Source organism: Selenomonas sputigena ATCC 35185 (genome assembly GCF_000208405.1).
In the GTDB taxonomy this organism is placed as follows: Bacteria; Bacillota; Negativicutes; order Selenomonadales; family Selenomonadaceae; genus Selenomonas; species Selenomonas sputigena.
On the sequence record NC_015437.1, the window covers coordinates 1,356,822 to 1,374,652 of the forward strand.

Here is a 17,831-nt window from a genome sequence, read left to right on the forward strand (position 1 = left end):
ACCGCTCCTTTGCTCGGAAAGCACGGATAAATCCAGTTGCCTATCTTCAGGCATTCGGGCGACTTTATTTATCCGTGTTTCCTTTATGACATCTATAACATCCATTGTCGTCGCAGAATGTGACCGTTCCAGAGCTGCTCCTCGATGAAGCGCGAGCCGCGCAGTCCCATGAACGGCGCATCCGTCAGCTGAATGCGGTCGAGCACAGGACTGGCGACGGGCAGGAACTGCGCGTGCTGCGGCGCGACCTGCGCCGCTTCGTTGCTGCTCGCGAACAGCAGCCCGTTCTTCATGGAGGTGAGGAACTGCGCCAGCTCCGCCGTACGCGTTTCAGAAAAAACCTCGTCGGCGATCCCAGTGGCATCTGCCGCTTCCGCTGCCTCCGCCGCCACAGCGAGGCAGCGCACGTCCGCCCACTCCGTGCGCAAGGCTCTTGCCAACCCCCAGGCCATGGAGGATGGCGCACGCACGAGCGCCTCGTCGAACCAAAGCTCGCCCCACATGCTCTTTATTTCGTTCAGGCGCAGAAAATCTTCCTTTTCCACACGCGAAAGTTCTTCCTGTACCTCCTTTTCGCGCGGCGCGGGCAAAGCGCCTGCGATCTCTTCGAGCCAATGCCGCGTGCCCGCCCTGCCGTAAGGCGGCAGCGGTGCGACAAAGGGCGTGCCGCTGCGCTCCGCGAGCATCTCTGCCGGAGCGAGTCCCAACTCCCTGTGCACGACGATGTTGAGCGCGGCGGCAGGCAGATGCTGCAGCTCCTCCGCCGTCTCGCCGCAGCCGAGGACGGCGTTCACCTCATAGCCCGCCAAATGCAAAAGACGCAAAAGTTCTCGCGCGTCGTTCGCCCCGTTGCAGTAGCTAGCCGTCATGCCGAGAAGGTTCACGCCATGCGGCTTCTCCTCCTTCTTCTCGGGCAGAAGCGCTTCGATTGCCGCACATGCAGCCTTGCTCCAGCCTGCGGCGAAGCTGCCCGCAAGGCCGCTGCTGTCGACGGCGACGACAGGCGCTGCAATGCCCGCCGACCGCGCGATGGCGGCTACATCATCGCCGATCAGTCCTGCGGCGCAGCTGCTGACGATGGCCAAAAGGCGCGGCGGCTCAGCGATATAGGGCTGCAGGGCTTCCAGCAGATAGTCCTCCGCGCCGAAGACGATGGCATCGTTGTCGAGCTGCGTGCAGCCTATGCGTCGCACGGCATCGCTCACGCCATGCTCGACGTGGCGCAGCGCGAAGTAATGGCACCACATGGGGCCGTTGACGATGACGGCGGCGTCTTGCCAGGCGGCAAAAAATGCCATCGCGCCCGCGAGCGCACAGCTGTCCGTCCAAGCGCAGACATCATCGAAACGCCTTTCCTGCTCAGCCATAGATCAGACCTCCCCGGCTTTCGTGACGACAGACGATATGAACCATATCGCGCAGGAGCTTCTTTTCCATCGACCAGCCGACGGATGGCATGAGCGCGAGGAAGATCTGCCGCAGCCTTGCGTCGGTAAGCTCGTGCGTCGTCAGGACGAAATCCGCCGCTTTGAAAAGCGCCTCCGCCTCGCGGCTTCCCTCATGGGCGATCGGCGCATCCGTCAGACGCGCGACCTCTTCTTCCATGACCTCGCGCCGTCCGGGCAGGAACGAATCAAGGAGGACGACGCCCGCCAGTTCTACGCCCGCCTTCTTCAGAAGGCGCATGATGATCTTCGGCTGAAACCAGTCGAGGTCGCGCCCGATGGCGAATGTCACGCGCCTTTCTGCGAGGGTCGGCCGCACCTCGTCCACGGCGCGTTGAAACGCCGCTTCTTCCGCGCGAATCGCTTCTTCCGCTTCCCTTTCCCTGCCGCAAAGCCTGCCGACCGCACGCAGCCACTCCTTCGTTTCCTCCGAGCCGACCGCATAGACATCGGCAAGGTACGGCGTGCCGAAACGCTCATGAATGTGCCGCGCCAAGTCGACGAGAAGCGCCTGCTTCTCGTCGCTTCGCCGCCCGAGCACGATGAGAAGCTCCGCTGCCGGCACGACATCCATCTCAGACAGGGCGAGATACGACGGAAACTGCCCCTCGACGCGCAGGGAAAGAATCCCGAGCAAGCGGCACAATTCCTTCACGTACTCGCCGTGGACGCCGCCGCAGTCGCCGAGCAGCACGACGCTTCCCGCACGGCGCTCTGCCGGCTTCATGAAGCGATCGACGAGCACGCGTGCAGCGTCAAGGTAGCCTGCATAATACTCGCCGTCAAGAAAGCCGTGCGCCGAGACGGCGCTGACGGGCAGGCCAAGCTCTTGCTCCATCTCCTCAGCCACGGCGCACGTATCGTCGCCGATGACGCCGCTCACACAGGAATTGGCGATAAATATCGCTTGCGGCTGATATTTTTCTGCGGCGAAGCGTATGCACTCGCGCAGACAATCCTCGCCGCCAAAAATCGCCTCTGCATCCGACAACGAGCTTGTCAGAAGCGGCACAGGCGAGAGGCGCACCTTCGTTCCCGCCGCACGAAGGCGATGGAAACTTCCCACATCCATGCCGTGGGCGATGTGAGCGCACGGACGCGGGCTGTGGAAGATGACGAGAGCGCCGCGCACGAAGGAAAGCGCACGCCAGACGCCCGGCATACTGCAGCTGCAATTCGTGCGGCGCATCACCACACGTTTCGCTTCAGTTCCCATAGCTTTCCACCAGATCTTCCAACTCTTCAAACGCCATCGGCTTGGGGATGACTAGGTTTTTATTTCCCTCAATCGCCGCCGCAAGTTCTTCGTAAACCTTCGCCTGTGCGGAATCCGGCGCGTAGGCGATGAGCGTCTGCCGATGGATCTCCGCCTCGTGTACGGCGACAGAGCGCGGGATGTAGGCGATGAGCTTTGTGCCGAGGCGTGCGGCAAAGGCTTCCAAAAGCTCCTTCTCGCGTGTGACATCGCGCCCGTTGCCGATGATGCCGCCGAGCTTCACGACGCCTCGCGCAGCGAAGCGGCGCACGCCCTTGGCGATGTTGTTCGCCGCGTAGAGCGACATGAGCTCCCCCGAGGAAACGATGTAGATTTCCTCGGCATAGCCTTCTCGTATCGGCACGGCGAAGCCGCCGCAGACGACGTCGCCGAGTACATCGTAGATGGCGACATCGACATCGTCAAATGCATGGAGCGCCTTGAGCCTTTCGAGCGCCACGATGATGCCGCGCCCCGCGCAGCCGACGCCTGGCTCAGGGCCGCCCGCCTCAATGCAGCGCACACCGTTCCACCCCTCGTGCGCGATTTCTGCAAGAGAGAGCGCCGCGCCCTTCTTGCTGCGCTCTGCATCGAGCACAGTGAGCGGCGCGATACGCCCCAGGAGAAGCCGCGTCGAATCGTTCTTCGGGTCGCAGCCGATCTGACAGACCTTCTTTCCCCCGCGCGAAAACGCCGCCGATACATTGGCGGCAGTCGTCGATTTGCCGATGCCGCCCTTGCCGTAAAACGCAATCTTCTTCAAGCTTGCGGCCCCCTTTCTTTACATCTTTACTCCACCGCCGAGAGAAATTCCTGCCGTGACTGGCGAAAAGCGTCGCCGTAAAGAATCCATGCCGTTTCCTGCACGCCGAAGACGATGTTCTGTGAAAGATTGTAGACGTAACGCGCCCACGGATGACCGATCTGCTTTTCCCGCACGGCTGTCATCTGCTGAAGAGACGGATCTTCCATGTACTGCCTGCCGTAATTCTCTTCACGCGTTTCCGCGTCCTCATAACTCGGCAAAAAAAGGTAGTCGGGATTCGCCGCGACGATCTGCTCCTTCGTCATCTCCTGCCCCATGCGGTTACCTGCGGCAGCCTTTGCATTGATCGACGCCGTATGGCTGCAAAGCTCATCGAAGGTGCAGCCGGCGCCGCCGTAGTTGGGCATGATGGAAATGAGCGCGATGCTCTTGTGCTTCTTTTCCTCGGGAACATCCTTCATCTTCTCTTCGATCTCCGCGAGCTTTTCCTCCATCTTCGCGATCAGTCGTTCGCCACGCTCCTTTTCATCGACGGCTGCTGCAAAGAGGCGGATGTTGGCATGGATGTCCTCCATAGTCGCCGCCGCGCGGCAGACGACGACCGGCACGCCAAGATCGCGCATGGCGTCGGCGTTTTCGCGCGAGAGCCACGGCGTGACGATGATGAGGTCGGGCGAGAGCGCGGCGACCTGCTCGACAGACGGACTGCGCGTGATGACCGTGGGAATTTTCCCGCGCACCCACGGCACATTCGTATGCTTCTCGTCCGCGAGCGAGTCATTGACTGCCGCCATGCGCTCCGGCTCGACAAGACCGAGCATCATTTCGTCCGTGCCCGCGCTGATCGTCAAGATGCGCCGGGGCTTATGCGGAATCTCGACAACAGTTCCCTCCGCATCGGTCACACGGTACGCACTCGACGCCTCCTCCTTTTCGCCCATGCAGCCCGTCAGAAAGAGCGCAAAAAGGAGCACGGAGCATGCGACAACTGCGGCAAATCGCGGATACTTCTTTGTCTTATACAATTTGTTCCGCCCTCTCTTCCAAATCGCCCTCGATGGAGAGGAACAGCTCGCGCAATTCCTCCTTCGTCTCCTCACGCGCTTTCCACAAGCCGCGCTGCTCCGCCTCTAGCAGCGTTTCCGCCATGCGGTGCAGCGCCCAGGGGTTGACCTCCTGCAGCCACTCCTGCATCGACGCATCGAGCACATACTTGCGCGCATATCCTTCGTACATCCAATCCTCCATGACGGCGCTCGTCGCATCCCATTGATAGCTGTGCGCGAGATAATTCGCAAGGTCGGAAGCTCCCTTGTAGCCATGCTCTTTCATGCCCTCGATGAATTTTGGATTCATCGCCTCGCCGCGGAACAGCCGCTCGGCTTCTGCGGCGACGGTGCGCACGACGATGCGCTGACGGTCGCTTGTATCGCCGCTGTAAGAGCGCGGCGCCTTGCCCGTGAGCGCACGCACGGTGGCGATCATGCCGCCGTGGTAGGCGTTATAATCGTCCGAGCTGAACATGTGCGTCTCGCGCGTGTCCTCGTTCTTGACCGTGACATCAAGCTCCTTCATGCGCCGCTGGAAAAGCTCGGGATCGTAGCCGCGCGCCATGCCGTCCGCACCGTAAGCCGTGCCCGAAAAGCGCGTGTAGACAGCCGCAAGATCGTCGAGCGTCTGCCATGCCTTCGACTCCAAAAGGTCGCCGACGCCCGCGCCGTAAGCGCCCGGCGGGTCGCCGAAGATACGGCACGAGGCGCGTTCCCAAGCGAGAGTATGCTCTTCGCCCTGCTCTTCGAGCCATGCCGTGTCCGCGAGGATGTGCTTGCGCACGAAATTTTCATCTGCGCTCTCATCCTGCGCTGCTGCAAGCTTCACAGCCTCGTCGACCCAGCGGATGGCGTTCGGCACGGCATCGCGGAAGAGACCGCTGATGCGCGCCGTCACGTCGATGCGCGGCCGCTTGAGCTTGGCGAGAGGGATGACCTCAAGCCCGACGACGCGCTGCGACGGTCTCTGCCAGACGGGGCGCACGCCCATGAGGTAGAACAGCTCGGCTATGCACTGTCCATGACTGCGCATGTTTGAGCCTGCCCAGAAGACGATGCCGACCGCCTCTGGGTAGCGTCCCTCCTCGCTGATATACTGCTCGACGAGCGCATCGCCCAGTTCCTTGCCGTACTCCCACGCCGCGGGCGTCGGCAGACAGCGCGGATCGAGTCCGTAGAAGTTGCGTCCTGTCGGAAGGACGTCTGCGCCGTTCGTCGTCGGCGCTCCCGCCGGCCCCGGCTCGATGTATCCGCCCGAAAGGGCGCGGAGCGTGCCCGTCAGCTCCTCCTCCGTGCGCAGAAGGCGCGGCACGATCTTCTCCGTAACTTCGCCGAGCGCCGCCAGAAGTCCTTCCCTGCCTGCCGCACTGTACGAGGCGAACGGTTCCAAAGCCAACACTTCTCTCGCTGCCTGCGGCATGTAGGCGCGCGCGGCGATACGCACGAGAAGCAGGCGCATGACGTCTTCCATCGCATCGAGCTTTCTGCCGTACGTCATGCCGTCCTCCGTCATGCGTTCGCTGTGCTCCAAAAGCTCTTCGTAATCGTAGCCCTCTTCCTTGGCGATGAGACGCAGGAGTGACGGCTCGCCGCCATGCTCGACGCGCACGAGCGCGAGCACGAGATCCAAGAGTTTTTCAGCTTCCGGAACTTGCCCGAGGATATGAAGTCCCGTGCGGATCTGCATGTTCTTGATGTCCGTCACATAATTGTGCAGAGCAGCGACATAGGCGTCGAAATCCTCGCCTTCCTCGATGGAATCCTCGAAATGGCAGAGCGCCGCCTTCTCGCGCACGATTTCTTGTACCACTGCCAGATTGTCAGGCTGAGCCGCACGGAAATGAACGTACTCGTCGAGCGCCTGCTCAAGCTCCTGCAGCTCGTCGAAAGCGCCCGCGAGCTGCATCGGCGGCGAAAGATGGCTGATGAGGCACGCTGCGCCGCGCCTTTTTGCCTGTATGCCCTCGCCGACAATCGTGATCCAGTAGGGATATACGTCGGGCAGATCACCGAGCGAGACGTCGGGATAGCATTCGTTCGAGAGCGCCGTGCTCTTGCCAGGCAGCCACTCCAAGGAGCCGTGCGTGCCGACGTGGACGACGGCGTCCGCCTGCCACAGATCGCGCAGCCAGTGATAAAAGCCGATGTAGTGATGCGTGGGCGCGGCGTCGGGCGAATGCAGCAGCTTGCCCGGATCCTCGCCGAAGCCGCGCAGCGGCTGCACCGTGAGAAAGATATTGCCGTTGAGCGTGCCGGGCACGAGCAGCGTGCCGTCGTAGTTGAACACCTCGCCCGGCGCTTCGCCCCAATCCTTCCTCAGATGTTCCTTGACCTTTTGCGGCAGCGCCTTGAAGAATCTTTCATACTGCGCCGCCGTAAGCTGTCCGTCGGCATTCTTTACCCGCTCTTCACTCATGAAGCGGCGGTCATTCGTCGCGTGATTCGTAAGAATATCCATGAGCTCTTGGCTGCTCTCCGGCACGAAATCGACGCGATAGCCCGCCTCACGCATTCTCGCGAGGAGGCGGCGCACGCTCTCTGGCGAGTCAAGCCCCGCCGCACTGCCGATATTCGCATTCGTCGGCGGATAGTTGTGAAAGACGATGGCTATCTTCTTCTCCTCGTTCGCCTTATGGCGCAGATTCGCCCACTTCTTCGCCTTTCGCGCCAGACGCTCCATACGCTCCTCAAGCGGCGCATAGCGAGGCGTTCCCGTCTCATCGAGCACCTTCGCCGCAATCGGCACGGCATGAAGGACGCCGTCGAACTCCGGCATACAGACGCTGAAGGACACCTCCATCGGGTCGAGTCCCGCAGGCGACCTTTCCCATTCTTCCTTGGGCGCAAGCACCGTATACGCTTCAAGAAGCGGCACGCCGAGCGCATAGAGATCTTCGATGCGCGTGCCGCCCGCCTTGATGGAAAACTTCATCGTCGTGATAATTGCGTCGACGACGGTCTCCCCTTCGCAGCAGAAGTATCGCTTCATGGCGTCGAAGAGCGTCGGCGACTCCACGCGCTCGTCGCGATAGGAATTGGAGAAGACCGCGACGGCATTGAGTCCCTGCGCCTCTATCGCACGAATCAATGCCGTGTGATAGGTGAAGTCCCCCGCGATCCATTCCGAACGATAGAAGATGACGCCGATCGTCCGCCGGCCGTCACGGCAATGCGCGGCACGATATCCCTCAATGTCCTGGCAATCGCCATGCCAATCGGGATGGTATATGCCGTGCCAAGGCAGCGTGCGCGGCGGCTCCGGCTCAGCGGAAAGCCCGAACTTTTTGGCAAGATGCAGCAGAAAGTTTTTCATATTCTCCTCGCCGTCGTAGCGGAAATACTGCCAGGCGAGAGCGATTTCCTCTGCCGAGAAGCCATAGCTGACCTTGTCATGCTCGGCATTGTCCACGAGAATCAAATGCGGCGCACGGCTCTTCTGTAAAGTGCGCGACGCCTGCTGCAGGAAGGGATTGTCCAGCCCTGTGCCCATCCACAGGAACAGTGTGACATCGGCCTTCTCCTGCGCCTCGCGCCACGAATCCATGCCATCCGCTAGGCGGACAGCCATCGCCAGCGAGGGAACTGCCGACACGCACGCTTCCTGCACGCGATGGACGAGCGCAAAGACGCGCTGAATATTCGTATAGACTGCGATCTTCATTTTGCTGCACCTCTCGTGTTCACTGCTTCATGCATCATCTGCATCCGTTTCCTCCGAAACTGCCCGAGCCGCACGCTCGACGACGGCACGCACGAGAAGCATCGCAAGGGACTCCATATAATCTTCCTGCATGAGCATGCCCTCCTGCGTCTTCAGGCGAAGCGCTGCCGCCATCTCTTTCAGCAGTTTTTCGGCTGCTTCCCAAGTCTCCTCCTTTTCCAGCAGTCCCCAAAGATGCTCATCATAGAGATGGATAAAGAGCACGCCCAAGGGGAAGAGCGCCGGCACAGCGGTCATTTTTTCCAAAGCTGCGATGAATTGCGCCTTGATTAAGGCATTTGCGCCCGCCTCTTCCTTATATCGCTGCCACAGCGCTTCTTCCGTGACGCCGAAGCGGCGCAGGCGGCGCAGCAGGTCGTGCTGCTGCGCGGGCGTAAGACCCGACTGCCTTTTGAGCGCTTCCTTGACTGCCGCCATGACGGCGAGACCGATGAGCTCGCCGAGCTTGGAATGTTTGCCCGCACCCTCGAAGAAGAGCGGCGATTCGCTGTTGGCGACGACGATCGTCTGATCCGTGCCCGAACCCGTGGCGAGTCCTGTGGAATAGCGGCTCGGCGCCATGAGTTCCTGCAGCGCCGCCGTCTTCGCCTCCGTGCAGGTCACGAGAGCACGCGCAAGAATTCCGGGCGGCAGATCGGCGTCGATGACGAGCATGATGTTGATCGTGCCGCATTTCTTCTCCGCCGTCTTGTAGTAAGACGCAGGATCGCCGACGCGCCCGCCGTTCGTTTCCACGCCGCCCGTTACGATCGCCGTCACGGTCAGTTCCTTGTAGCTTCGCGACACGATGGAGGCGTTTTCCATGTGCGCCGCCGTACCCATGCCCGAGGTCAATTCCGGTGCAAGACCGAGCCGCTCCGCCACGATCTTCATGCTCTCGACGTACGTCGGTGCAAAGGATTCGCAGGGCATTCCCGATCCCTGCGTCATATCGCGGTTGAACACCGCTTCGAAATCCTCATGGTAGCCGCCGTTGTAAAGCGAAGTGCTGAGTACCTTGCGCCGCCCGCTGAAAACCAAAACGATGCTCTTGTCATAGTGATAAGCGACGTCGCCCGTCGTCAGTCTTGCCAATTCCATCTGCTCTTGCCCCTCCATCACGCACCATCACTCTTGCATATCGCGAAAACGCCGCACGACTTCCAATACGCCTTCGGCACAAAGGCGCTCCAGCGTGGCGTAGCCGGCATTCATGCGCTGCGCAATCTCAGGCGCCAGTCCCACCTTCGGAAAGTTCTTCTCCGTATCGAGCACGATGCAGTGCGCGTCTCTTCGCGCGATCTCCTCCGCTGCGCGCAGCGCCTCCTCCTTCGCCTTCCCCGCTGCAGAAACATTCGTCCTGCCGTCTGTCACGAGCACGAGCACCGTCTCCGCGCCTTCCTTGCGACTGAGCTCATCCATCATCTTGAGCGCGGCGGCAAGTCCTTCCGCGAGCGGCGTCTTGCCGCCCGTCGGCAAAGAACGCAGCGCCTTTTCCGCCAGTTCCACGCTTCGCGTCATCGGCAAGAGCGTCTCGGCGCTCGTGCGGCGAAAGGCGATCAGTCCCACGCGGTCACGCTTTTGGTACGCTTCGCGCAGGAGGGCGAGCACCGCGCCCTTCACCATCTTCATGCGCTCCTTCGCGCCCATGGAGCCGCTCGCATCGACAAGGAAGAGGATGTTCGCAGAGGCACGACGCGCCCGAATCCACACGCGCAGATCCTCAGCGCGTATGACGACGGCCTGCTCGCCATGCCGCTGGCGCTGATAGGGCGCCGCCGCGCGAAGCGTAGCGGCAAAGGCGAGGTCGATGCGCCGTCCGGTGCGCGGCAGCGATGTGCGCCAAGGACGTCCCGCCGGCACGTCAAGCTGCACGATGGCTCGTCTGCCGCTCTTGCCCTTCCTCACGCACACCGTTTCGCGCAGGAGAGAAAGCCGCGCCATAACCGCTTCTATGGAGTGCGTCTCATCTCTATCTTCGCCGCCCGAATCGCCATCCGCAGGCGACGCCTGCTCCTCGTCGGCCTGCGCCTCTTTTTCCTGCGATTCTCCTCTATCATCTTCCTGCTCTTTCGATTCGCCGCCCGTCGCATCTCTCGTCAAAACATCGTCCGGGCGCTCCTCCTGCGGCGCATCATCCGCCTCATCTTCCGACTCTTCCTGCGGCTCAGCTTGCGATTCCTGTGGCTCTCTCTGCCGTCTGCTGCTCTCTTCGCGCTGCTCCTTTTTTCGGCTCATGCGATGCGCGAGCACGAAGAGCGCCGCTTCCTCAATGTCCTGCGGCATCACATAGATGCGCCCGGCGAGCGCCGCCAAGGCGCGCGCCGCTTCCACGAGATAGATTTCGGCGCGATTTCCCACGCAAAGGGCACGTGCGGCGTACTGCGCAGCGAGATGCAGGATGGCACGGGAAACTTCCACAGCAGGAAGCATCTCTCGCGCTCGTGCCGCCTTCTGCTGCAGCTCGGCTTCCTGCTGCGCATACGCGCGGCAGAAAGCTTTTGGCGCACGCTCAAAAGCGAGCACGCGCCGCGCGATCTCAGTACGCTGCTCCGTCTCTTCCACATCATCCATCGCCGCGAACATGCCGAAGCTGTCGAGCAGCACGGGCGAGAGCACGCCTTCTGCAGGATCCATCGTCCCGACAGGCAGACAGCTTATCTCCTCGACCGCCGATACGCCGTCGCGCTCCAAGGAAAACATCCCCGCCGACGCGCTCTCTAAGACAGACTTCAAGACCTCCTCGCGCAGGAGATTCACCTCGTCCATGTAAATGAGCGTATGCGCCGCGCGATGCAGGAGTCCATGGCGCAGACGACGCTCGCCGTTCCGCAGTGCCGCATCCACATCGAGGCTGCCGAAGACCATATCGTCCGTCGCGCCAAGCGGCAGTTCGACGAGACTCCCTGTCGGCGTGAACGGCGCTGCCGCACGCACAAGGACGGATTTCGCCGTGCCGCGATTGCCTGAAATGAGCAAGCCGCCCGTGCGCGGATTCACGAGCGCGAGAAGAAGCGCCTTCTTTGCCTGCTCCTGACCGACGACAGCGGTAAACGGATAGCGCGGATATTCCATGCCCATCTCCTCAAACCAGTACATCATCCACGGCAGACCAGTCGACCTCGCCCTCCTCGAAGGGGCGGCGGCGCAGACGATGCGCGAGCACGAGGCGGCTGACGGCCTTCATATCTTCCTTTTCGACCTCCGTGCGCCCCGAGAAGGCGGCATTCGCCATCGCCGCCTTGATGAGCGTGATGTCGGCGCGGTGTCCGTCGACGCCGAGCGCGAGCGAGATGTGCGCCGCCTTTTCCAGCATTCTATCTGCCACGGCGACGCTTTTGAGGAGAGCACGCGCCCTTTCGATTCGCTCGCGCAATGCCTCCTGCTGCTCCCTGTAGGAAGCGGCAAAGCCCTCCGCATGCTGCTCATAAGCGATGCGCCTCTTCACCACCTCGATGCGATCCTTCGCCTCGCGCTCACCCGTCACCGTCACCGAAAGGGCGAAGCGGTCGAGCAGCTGCGGGCGTATGTCGCCCTCCTCGGGATTCATCGTGCCCACGAGCACGAAGCGTGCAGGATGCGCATAGGAAATGCCCTCGCGCTCCACCGTATTGATGCCCATCGCCGCCGAATCGAGCAGGATGTCGACGATGTGATCGTCGAGCAAATTGATTTCATCGACATAGAGAATGCTGCGGTTTGCCTCCGCGAGAATGCCCGCCTCAAACTCCTTCCTGCCATGACGAATCGCCGCCTCTATATCGAGCGTGCCCACGACGCGATCCTCCGTCGCACTGACGGGAAGCTCCACGACGCGCATGGGAACGCTCTCCTCCTTCATGCGTGCGCCCGCTTCAGCCTTCCTGCGGCAATCGTCGCAAAAAAACTCCGGCGCCGCAGGGTCACAGCGGCACGCACAGCCCGCCACCGCCCGCATGGCGGGCAGCAGCCCCGCGGCGGCGCGGACGGCGGTCGACTTCGCCGTCCCCTTCTCACCCTTAATCAGCACGCCGCCTAAGGACGGCATGACGATATTGAGCAAAAGCGCCTTCTTCATCTCTTCCTGCCCCACGATGGCAGAAAAGGGATACGTCTTTTTCATCATGCAGGTTTTCCCTTTCTCCAGATTTTGGAATCTATCTTTCGGCACATTCACTCATCGACTGCCGAAATATGCGCATCGGCCGGCAGATAAAACTCGTCGCCGTAAACCCTGTAGGCGATTTCCTGCACGCCGTAGACAAAGTCCTGCGAGCAGTTGTAGAGGAAGGACGAACGCGGCGATACAAGGCTGTGATTTTTAAGCGCCTTGAGTGTTTGAAGCGCCGGATCCTCGGTATAGCTGCGAATATATGCGTCGAGCCATTCCTGACCCTTCCACGGATAATCGGGCAAGAAAAGCACATCGGGATCAATGGATAGAATCACCTCCTTCGTCACTTCCTGCCCGTTGCGCAGTCCATAGGCGGAAACGCCGTTGATGACGCCCGCATAGTGACAGGCGTCGTCGAAGCTCGATCCCTTGCCGCCGTACGTGGGCATGAGCGAGAGGAACACGACGCTCTTCCTCTTCTCCTGTGGAATGGCGTCGACCTTCGCCTTGATCTCCGCCAGCTTTTCATCCATCTTCTTGAGCAAGATTTCACCCCTTCTCTTCTCCCCGATGGTTTCCGTCGCAAGGCGCACGAGATCCTTGACCTCTGCGAGATTATGCGGGCCTCTGCCGATGACGACTTTCAGTCCTGCATCGCGCAGCGGATCGGCAAGTTCCATATACTGCCAATCTGCAACAAGAACCACGTCCGGATGAAGGGAGACGATGTATTCTACGCTCGGCTGATGTATCGTCTCAGGTATTTGCGAAGCGAGCTCCACCATATTGGAATTGACGGATTCCTTCATGCTCGAATGAACGGCGACAAGCCTTTCAGGCGGCACGACGCTGAGAACGATCTGATCCAAGGTCGCCGACAAAGTGACGATGCGCTGCGGCGGAGTGTCGAAATGTATCGTGCGCCCCGTGATGTCCGTCACCGAATACGATGTCGAAGAATTCGCAGACTGCTCCTCCACATTCTTTTCGCCGCCGCACGATGTTGTCAGAAAAAGCAGCAAAACGACGACAACGAGGAGCGACGATTGCATGAAGACCTTACTCCGCACGATACCCTTCCTTTCCGAAAACTGCCGATGCTGCAGCCCTCTTCAACGCACATTCCGCCGCGCACGGCTCTTCTTGTTCCATTCCCAGCCAGCGCGCGAAGCAGCCGCCTCCGCAGGCGGCAAAATCGTGACATCGTCGGCAAAAATCCATGCTCCGCTGCATCTTGGCAGATACTTCCTGCAGACGACGCAAATTCACGCCCTGCATAACATTGCCTAGGAAGAAGCGCTTATCGCCGATGAAAGAGGAGCAAGCGTAGATGCCGCCATCGACGTCGACGTGGACGCCTTCGCCGTTCATCGCATAGCAGTGGGAAAAGTCGCTCCCGCCGCGCCCTGCGATGTCTCTCGCCTGCTCCTCCTGCGATATGGCGAGGCGGCGTCCCGTCAAGCGATAAAGCGCCTCGCGCCGAGCGAAAACCTCGCGCATCGCCGCCGCCATATCGCTTTCTCGCGGCAAAGCGGCGTTCGTGCCGCGCCCCTGCGCACGCAGGAGGTCGAAACCGACGCGATGCACATTGCCGAAGTAATAGGCCATATCGACGACATCGGTCAGGCTGTGGACATTCTCCGCCGTCACGACGCACGTCAATCCGATGCCGACGCCACGCCGCGCAAGGCGCTCGATGCCCGCCGCCACGTCAGCGGCAGAACCTCTGCCGTCCGAATATTGCCTTTGGCGATCATGCACTGCCGGCCTGCCATCGAGGCTCACGCCGATGCCCATGTTGGAATCGCATAGGATATTCACCGCCTCTTCCGTCAGCAGCGTGCCGTTCGTCTGAACGGCCATGCGCGCCTTGATGCGATGATCGCGCACATAGGCGGCAATACGCGCAAGGAGCGGCAATGCAAGCAGAGGTTCGCCGCCCGAAAACTGCAGGAGGAACGGATCGCCGCCAGAGGCAGCCAGCTCGACAGCCCGCCGCGCCGTTTCCCATGCCATCATGCGCCTCGCTTGGCCGCTTGCATAGCAATAGCGACAAGCGAGGTTGCAGTCTCCCGTCAGGCTCAGCACCAGCATCTTCAGCCCCATCGCTCGCCCCTTTCCGGCACGCTTGCATATCAAGCATCAATTTCCTGCACTCGCGCCGTCTTCATTGGCAAAACGCTCGGGATAGACGGTCTTTGCCAGCACATAGACGGCTTCGACAGCATTTTGCGAAGCGCTGTAGCGGTACGTATCGGGCACGCAGTAGAGGCGGTTCTCACGCACCGCCTTTACATGCTTGAACAACGGGTCACTGCGCAGCTTCTCACGGAATTCTTCCGTCTTTTCCCCCTCGGCACTCCATGACGGCAGCAGGAACACGTCGGGGTCGAGCGCGACGACCTGCTCCATGGAGATGCTGTTGTCCTTCGTGAGACCCGCCATCGCTGCGCCGTTTCTGAGCGCGGCATGGCGGCACATATCGTCGAAGAGGTCGTCGCGCCGCCCGAAGACGCCGCTGAAAGCGAAAGCGACGACAATCGGCCTCTCGTCTTCGGGAATGTCCGCCGTGCGCCGCGTCACATCCGCCAAGCGCTCATGCAGCCTTCCAGTCAAGGCCGCCGCTTCCTCTTCCCTGCCAATCACCTTGCCGATGGACTTGATGCGCGGAAAAACCGCCTCGATGCTCTTGGGTGTTTTGGAAACAAAGACCGTCAGACCCAGATCGCGCATACTCGCTACGAGCTCTTTCGGCACGCTGTCCGTCGTGAGCACAAGGTCGGGATGCTGTGCGAGCACGCGCTCAGGACTCTTGTCGTGTAGCTTGACGGGTACAGCTTTCGCCGCCTCTGCCATGCACGAAAGCCCCGCATCATCCACATAAGAGGAAAGCGCCGCAATCTGTTCAGGCGGCGCGAGCGCGAGCAAAATTTCATCCGTACCGAGATTGAGCGAGACGATGCGCTGCGGCTTCTCATGCAGCACGATCTCCGTGCCCATATCGTCTGTGCCGCAAAAGAAATCGCCCGCTTCTTCCTCCACCGCCGTTCCCCCGCGCGCACATGCGCAGAGGAGGACGGTGACAGCGAGAAGGAGCGCCGGCACCACGCCGCGCCGCCATGCGTCAGAACGTATGCGCATAGGTCAGGCGGAAGTTCAGCGGCAAATCGAGGTTGCCGTAGCGGTTCGAATAGTTCTCGCGATCGAGGAGATTGTAGATACCAAGCGTCACCGTATCATTCTTGCCGGCTGTATAGATAACATTCATATTAAGCTGCAGCTTATCCGGCACATCTTGTGCTGCCCCATATCTTTGAGCCGTATATTCACGATCTCCAAGATATTTGAGGTTCAAATTTCCCTGCCATTTTTTCATCTTATAATCAACACGTACGAGTCCTTCGATGCGTCCTGCATCCTGTACCCAGCCTTTACTTCCCGAAGGATCCTTGATTTCAGGATTGGAGAATCCTGCACCAAGGCTAAAGCTCCATGTATCATTGAAGCGTTTCGTATATTCGATTTCAAATCCCGTATTGCGAAAATCGCCCTTGTTCACTGCGTAATTTTGCTGCGTAGCCGGATTCAGAGCCCAGCCAATCTTATTCTTCATATCCATATGATAGACAGCAGCTTTCCACAGATCATTGCCACGCCTAATCTTAATGCCGGTTTCATACGTCCAGCCGCTCTCAGGCTTAAGACCTGTCGGATTGAAATTCTTATACCGGAAGCTATCATCTACCGTCGGCATCTGAAATGCTTTGCCAACATTGATGTACCATGCTGTATTGCGATCGAATTGATAATTCGTCTGGAATTGCGGCATAAAGACGCTTTGATCCTCCTCGGGATCATTGATCCATTCACCACGCAGTCCGAGTGTGAAATTGAAACGTGGCGTGAATTGCTTGCTGTATGAAGCATAAAGCGCATTTCCCGTGCGCACAGCCGTACGCTCTTTCGCCGGCGTATCGATGCCCTCACGCTTATAAGAATAGCCCAAAACCAGCGAATCTTTTCCAATCTTCCAGTTCTTTTGCAAGTCGAAAATCTGACCATCCATCGTTGCGTTGCTGTCATTTTTTTGATTTTTGATATAGTCATACCCATCTACCTGACGATAGTTATAACCAAGAACAGCGTGGATGCCATTTTCTTTCCCTTGGTAAACCAGACTAGCTGTATGGCGGCGATCATTATAGCGATAATTATATTTCACCCCCGTAGGAACAAGAGTATTTCCTGACTTCCTGTACTGGATTCCCCCGCGGGTAATATCACCTTCCATATAGTTGTAGTTCAGAGATATTTCTTCGGTCAGTTGTGCGATGAGTCCCACACGGCTTTTCTTTCCCTTGCCGACCCACCAATCAACCCATGAGATCTTATCAATGCCAAAGCCGTTGGAATGCGATAGATCCTTTGACCACTCACGACTCACATCGACGATGATACGATCTCCCATATAGGTTGCTTCACTTTTCTTGAAATAATTTCCAACCGTTTGATTTATTTGAAATTCTGGTTCTCCCTCCTTCGGCTTCTTCAAAATGATATTGATAACACCGCCCATAGCCTCGCCGCCGTAGAGTGTAGATGCAGCTCCCTTGACGATCTCGATGCGCTCGACCATCGCGGCGGGTATATTTTCAGTACTCGGGTAATTCTTGAGATTCATCGGCACGCCGTTGACCATGACGAGCGTACCCCTGTCATAGCCGCGCAGCGTGATGCGGCCGGCAGCAAAGCCGAAATCCTGCCCTGCCTCGCCATAGGATGTACTCGTTGAGCCGATCTGCTGGTCGATCGCCTCGAATACGTTGCGATAGCCCGCTTTTTCAATATCCTTCGCTGTGATGATTGTCGTCGTCGCGGGCGTATCGAGATCACTCTTTCGCCTGCGCTGCGCCGTCACGAGCGTATCGGGCAGATCATGACCGCCGCTTTCTGCAGTTTCCGCACTTTGTTCCTGCACCTGCGTCGTTTTCGCTGCCGCCTTTCCTGCCGCCGCATTTTCCGCCGCATACGCCTCGCCTGCAAAGCTCACGCCCGCGATTGCCGCAAGCACCGCCCATGTCAGATGTTTCTTGCCTTTCATCTACATCACCCTTTCCCAAAATAAAGCGCCCCTCCTGCAAAGCAGAAAAGGCGCATAAGGGCGGTGCAAAAAATTCCCGGCAGTTTCGCCGGGAGGATTGCGTTCGTGCAACCGAAGAAACGCCAAACGGCGCTTCCTTAATCCCCTTCCCATCACTCGCAGGTCAAATGGCGATTGTCCATCAGGCAGTTCTCCTGGCTCCAGCTCATCGCGCACCTGCGCCTTCCCAGGGCATTGCCCCAGTGACATTCCTTGCAGGCTGGCTCGCTGTTACAGTGGCGGGACCGCTCCGGCTTCTACCGGATTCCCTATTAAGTCTTACGACACCTGATCCAACGATATAAAATTTCTATAACAGGATAACACTGATTTATCCCTATGTCAAGAAAATAAATTCTATAGGAATCATTCTTATTATGGAA

Annotated in this window: 12 protein-coding genes and 1 riboswitch; all 12 genes read right to left on the reverse strand. The window is 59.5% G+C overall.

Annotation, left to right across the window (positions count from 1 at the left end; translation table 11 throughout):
* Nucleotides 1-92: 92 nt before the first annotated feature.
* From SELSP_RS06080 to SELSP_RS06135, 12 genes are read right to left on the reverse strand one after another with little or no spacing between them, the layout of a single operon-like run.
* Nucleotides 93-1,367, reverse strand: a complete 1,275-nt coding sequence (locus SELSP_RS06080) for a nitrogenase component 1 (protein ID WP_006192289.1) — start codon at nt 1,365-1,367, stop codon at nt 93-95.
* A complete protein-coding gene (locus SELSP_RS06085; RefSeq protein WP_013740808.1) occupies nt 1,360-2,661 on the reverse strand; it encodes a nitrogenase component 1 in 1,302 nt (433 codons plus the stop codon). The genes SELSP_RS06080 and SELSP_RS06085 overlap by 8 nt, the downstream gene beginning before the upstream one ends.
* Complete coding sequence (locus SELSP_RS06090) at nt 2,651-3,463, reverse strand: nucleotide-binding protein (RefSeq protein ID WP_006192285.1); 813 nt, start codon at nt 3,461-3,463, stop codon at nt 2,651-2,653. Before SELSP_RS06090 ends, SELSP_RS06085 begins: the two co-directional genes overlap by 11 nt.
* Nucleotides 3,464-3,489: 26 nt before the next feature.
* Nucleotides 3,490-4,491, reverse strand: a complete 1,002-nt coding sequence (locus SELSP_RS06095; RefSeq protein WP_013740809.1) for an ABC transporter substrate-binding protein — start codon at nt 4,489-4,491, stop codon at nt 3,490-3,492.
* Nucleotides 4,484-8,176, reverse strand: coding sequence for a cobaltochelatase subunit CobN (cobN, locus tag SELSP_RS06100; RefSeq protein WP_006192282.1), 3,693 nt, complete (start codon nt 8,174-8,176; stop codon nt 4,484-4,486). The genes SELSP_RS06095 and cobN overlap by 8 nt, the downstream gene beginning before the upstream one ends.
* 27 nt (nt 8,177-8,203) lie before the next feature.
* Nucleotides 8,204-9,316, reverse strand: coding sequence for an adenosylcobinamide amidohydrolase (locus SELSP_RS06105; RefSeq protein WP_013740810.1), 1,113 nt, complete (start codon nt 9,314-9,316; stop codon nt 8,204-8,206).
* A 27-nt stretch (nt 9,317-9,343) separates the two neighbouring features.
* Nucleotides 9,344-11,290 carry a VWA domain-containing protein gene (locus SELSP_RS06110; RefSeq protein ID WP_013740811.1) on the reverse strand — a complete coding sequence of 649 codons (1,947 nt, stop codon included), beginning with the start codon at nt 11,288-11,290 and terminating at the stop codon, nt 9,344-9,346.
* Between the two features lie 10 nt (nt 11,291-11,300).
* Entirely contained in the window at nt 11,301-12,320 is a 1,020-nt protein-coding gene (locus SELSP_RS06115; protein WP_013740812.1) for an ATP-binding protein, read from the reverse strand.
* Between the two features lie 47 nt (nt 12,321-12,367).
* Nucleotides 12,368-13,378 (reverse strand): ABC transporter substrate-binding protein, encoded by a 1,011-nt coding sequence (locus tag SELSP_RS06120; RefSeq protein ID WP_006192274.1) that lies wholly within the window; start codon nt 13,376-13,378, stop codon nt 12,368-12,370.
* Nucleotides 13,368-14,414 (reverse strand): radical SAM/SPASM domain-containing protein, encoded by a 1,047-nt coding sequence (locus SELSP_RS06125; RefSeq protein ID WP_006192272.1) that lies wholly within the window; start codon nt 14,412-14,414, stop codon nt 13,368-13,370. The genes SELSP_RS06120 and SELSP_RS06125 overlap by 11 nt, the downstream gene beginning before the upstream one ends.
* Before the next feature lie 36 nt (nt 14,415-14,450).
* Complete coding sequence (locus tag SELSP_RS06130) at nt 14,451-15,449, reverse strand: ABC transporter substrate-binding protein (RefSeq protein ID WP_006192271.1); 999 nt, start codon at nt 15,447-15,449, stop codon at nt 14,451-14,453.
* On the reverse strand, nt 15,433-17,409 hold the full coding sequence (locus tag SELSP_RS06135; RefSeq protein WP_006192269.1) for a TonB-dependent receptor plug domain-containing protein: 1,977 nt from the start codon (nt 17,407-17,409) through the stop codon (nt 15,433-15,435). The genes SELSP_RS06130 and SELSP_RS06135 overlap by 17 nt, the downstream gene beginning before the upstream one ends.
* A gap of 167 nt (nt 17,410-17,576) precedes the next feature.
* Nucleotides 17,577-17,755, reverse strand: a riboswitch (cobalamin riboswitch).
* Between the last annotated feature and the right edge of the window lie 76 nt (nt 17,756-17,831).

Excerpts from the sequence above, each read along its gene's own strand:
- SELSP_RS06080 (WP_006192289.1), bottom strand. The coding sequence starts at position 1,367 with ATGGCTGAGCAGGAAAGGCGTTTCGATGATGTCTGCGCTTGGACGGAC.
- SELSP_RS06085 (WP_013740808.1), bottom strand. The coding sequence starts at position 2,661 with ATGGGAACTGAAGCGAAACGTGTGGTGATGCGCCGCACGAATTGCAGC.
- cobN (WP_006192282.1), bottom strand. The coding sequence starts at position 8,176 with ATGAAGATCGCAGTCTATACGAATATTCAGCGCGTCTTTGCGCTCGTC.
- SELSP_RS06105 (WP_013740810.1), bottom strand. The coding sequence starts at position 9,316 with ATGGAATTGGCAAGACTGACGACGGGCGACGTCGCTTATCACTATGAC.
- SELSP_RS06110 (WP_013740811.1), bottom strand. The coding sequence starts at position 11,290 with ATGGAATATCCGCGCTATCCGTTTACCGCTGTCGTCGGTCAGGAGCAG.
- SELSP_RS06115 (WP_013740812.1), bottom strand. The coding sequence starts at position 12,320 with ATGATGAAAAAGACGTATCCCTTTTCTGCCATCGTGGGGCAGGAAGAG.
- SELSP_RS06125 (WP_006192272.1), bottom strand. The coding sequence starts at position 14,414 with ATGGGGCTGAAGATGCTGGTGCTGAGCCTGACGGGAGACTGCAACCTC.
- SELSP_RS06130 (WP_006192271.1), bottom strand. The coding sequence starts at position 15,449 with ATGCGCATACGTTCTGACGCATGGCGGCGCGGCGTGGTGCCGGCGCTC.
- SELSP_RS06135 (WP_006192269.1), bottom strand. The coding sequence starts at position 17,409 with ATGAAAGGCAAGAAACATCTGACATGGGCGGTGCTTGCGGCAATCGCG.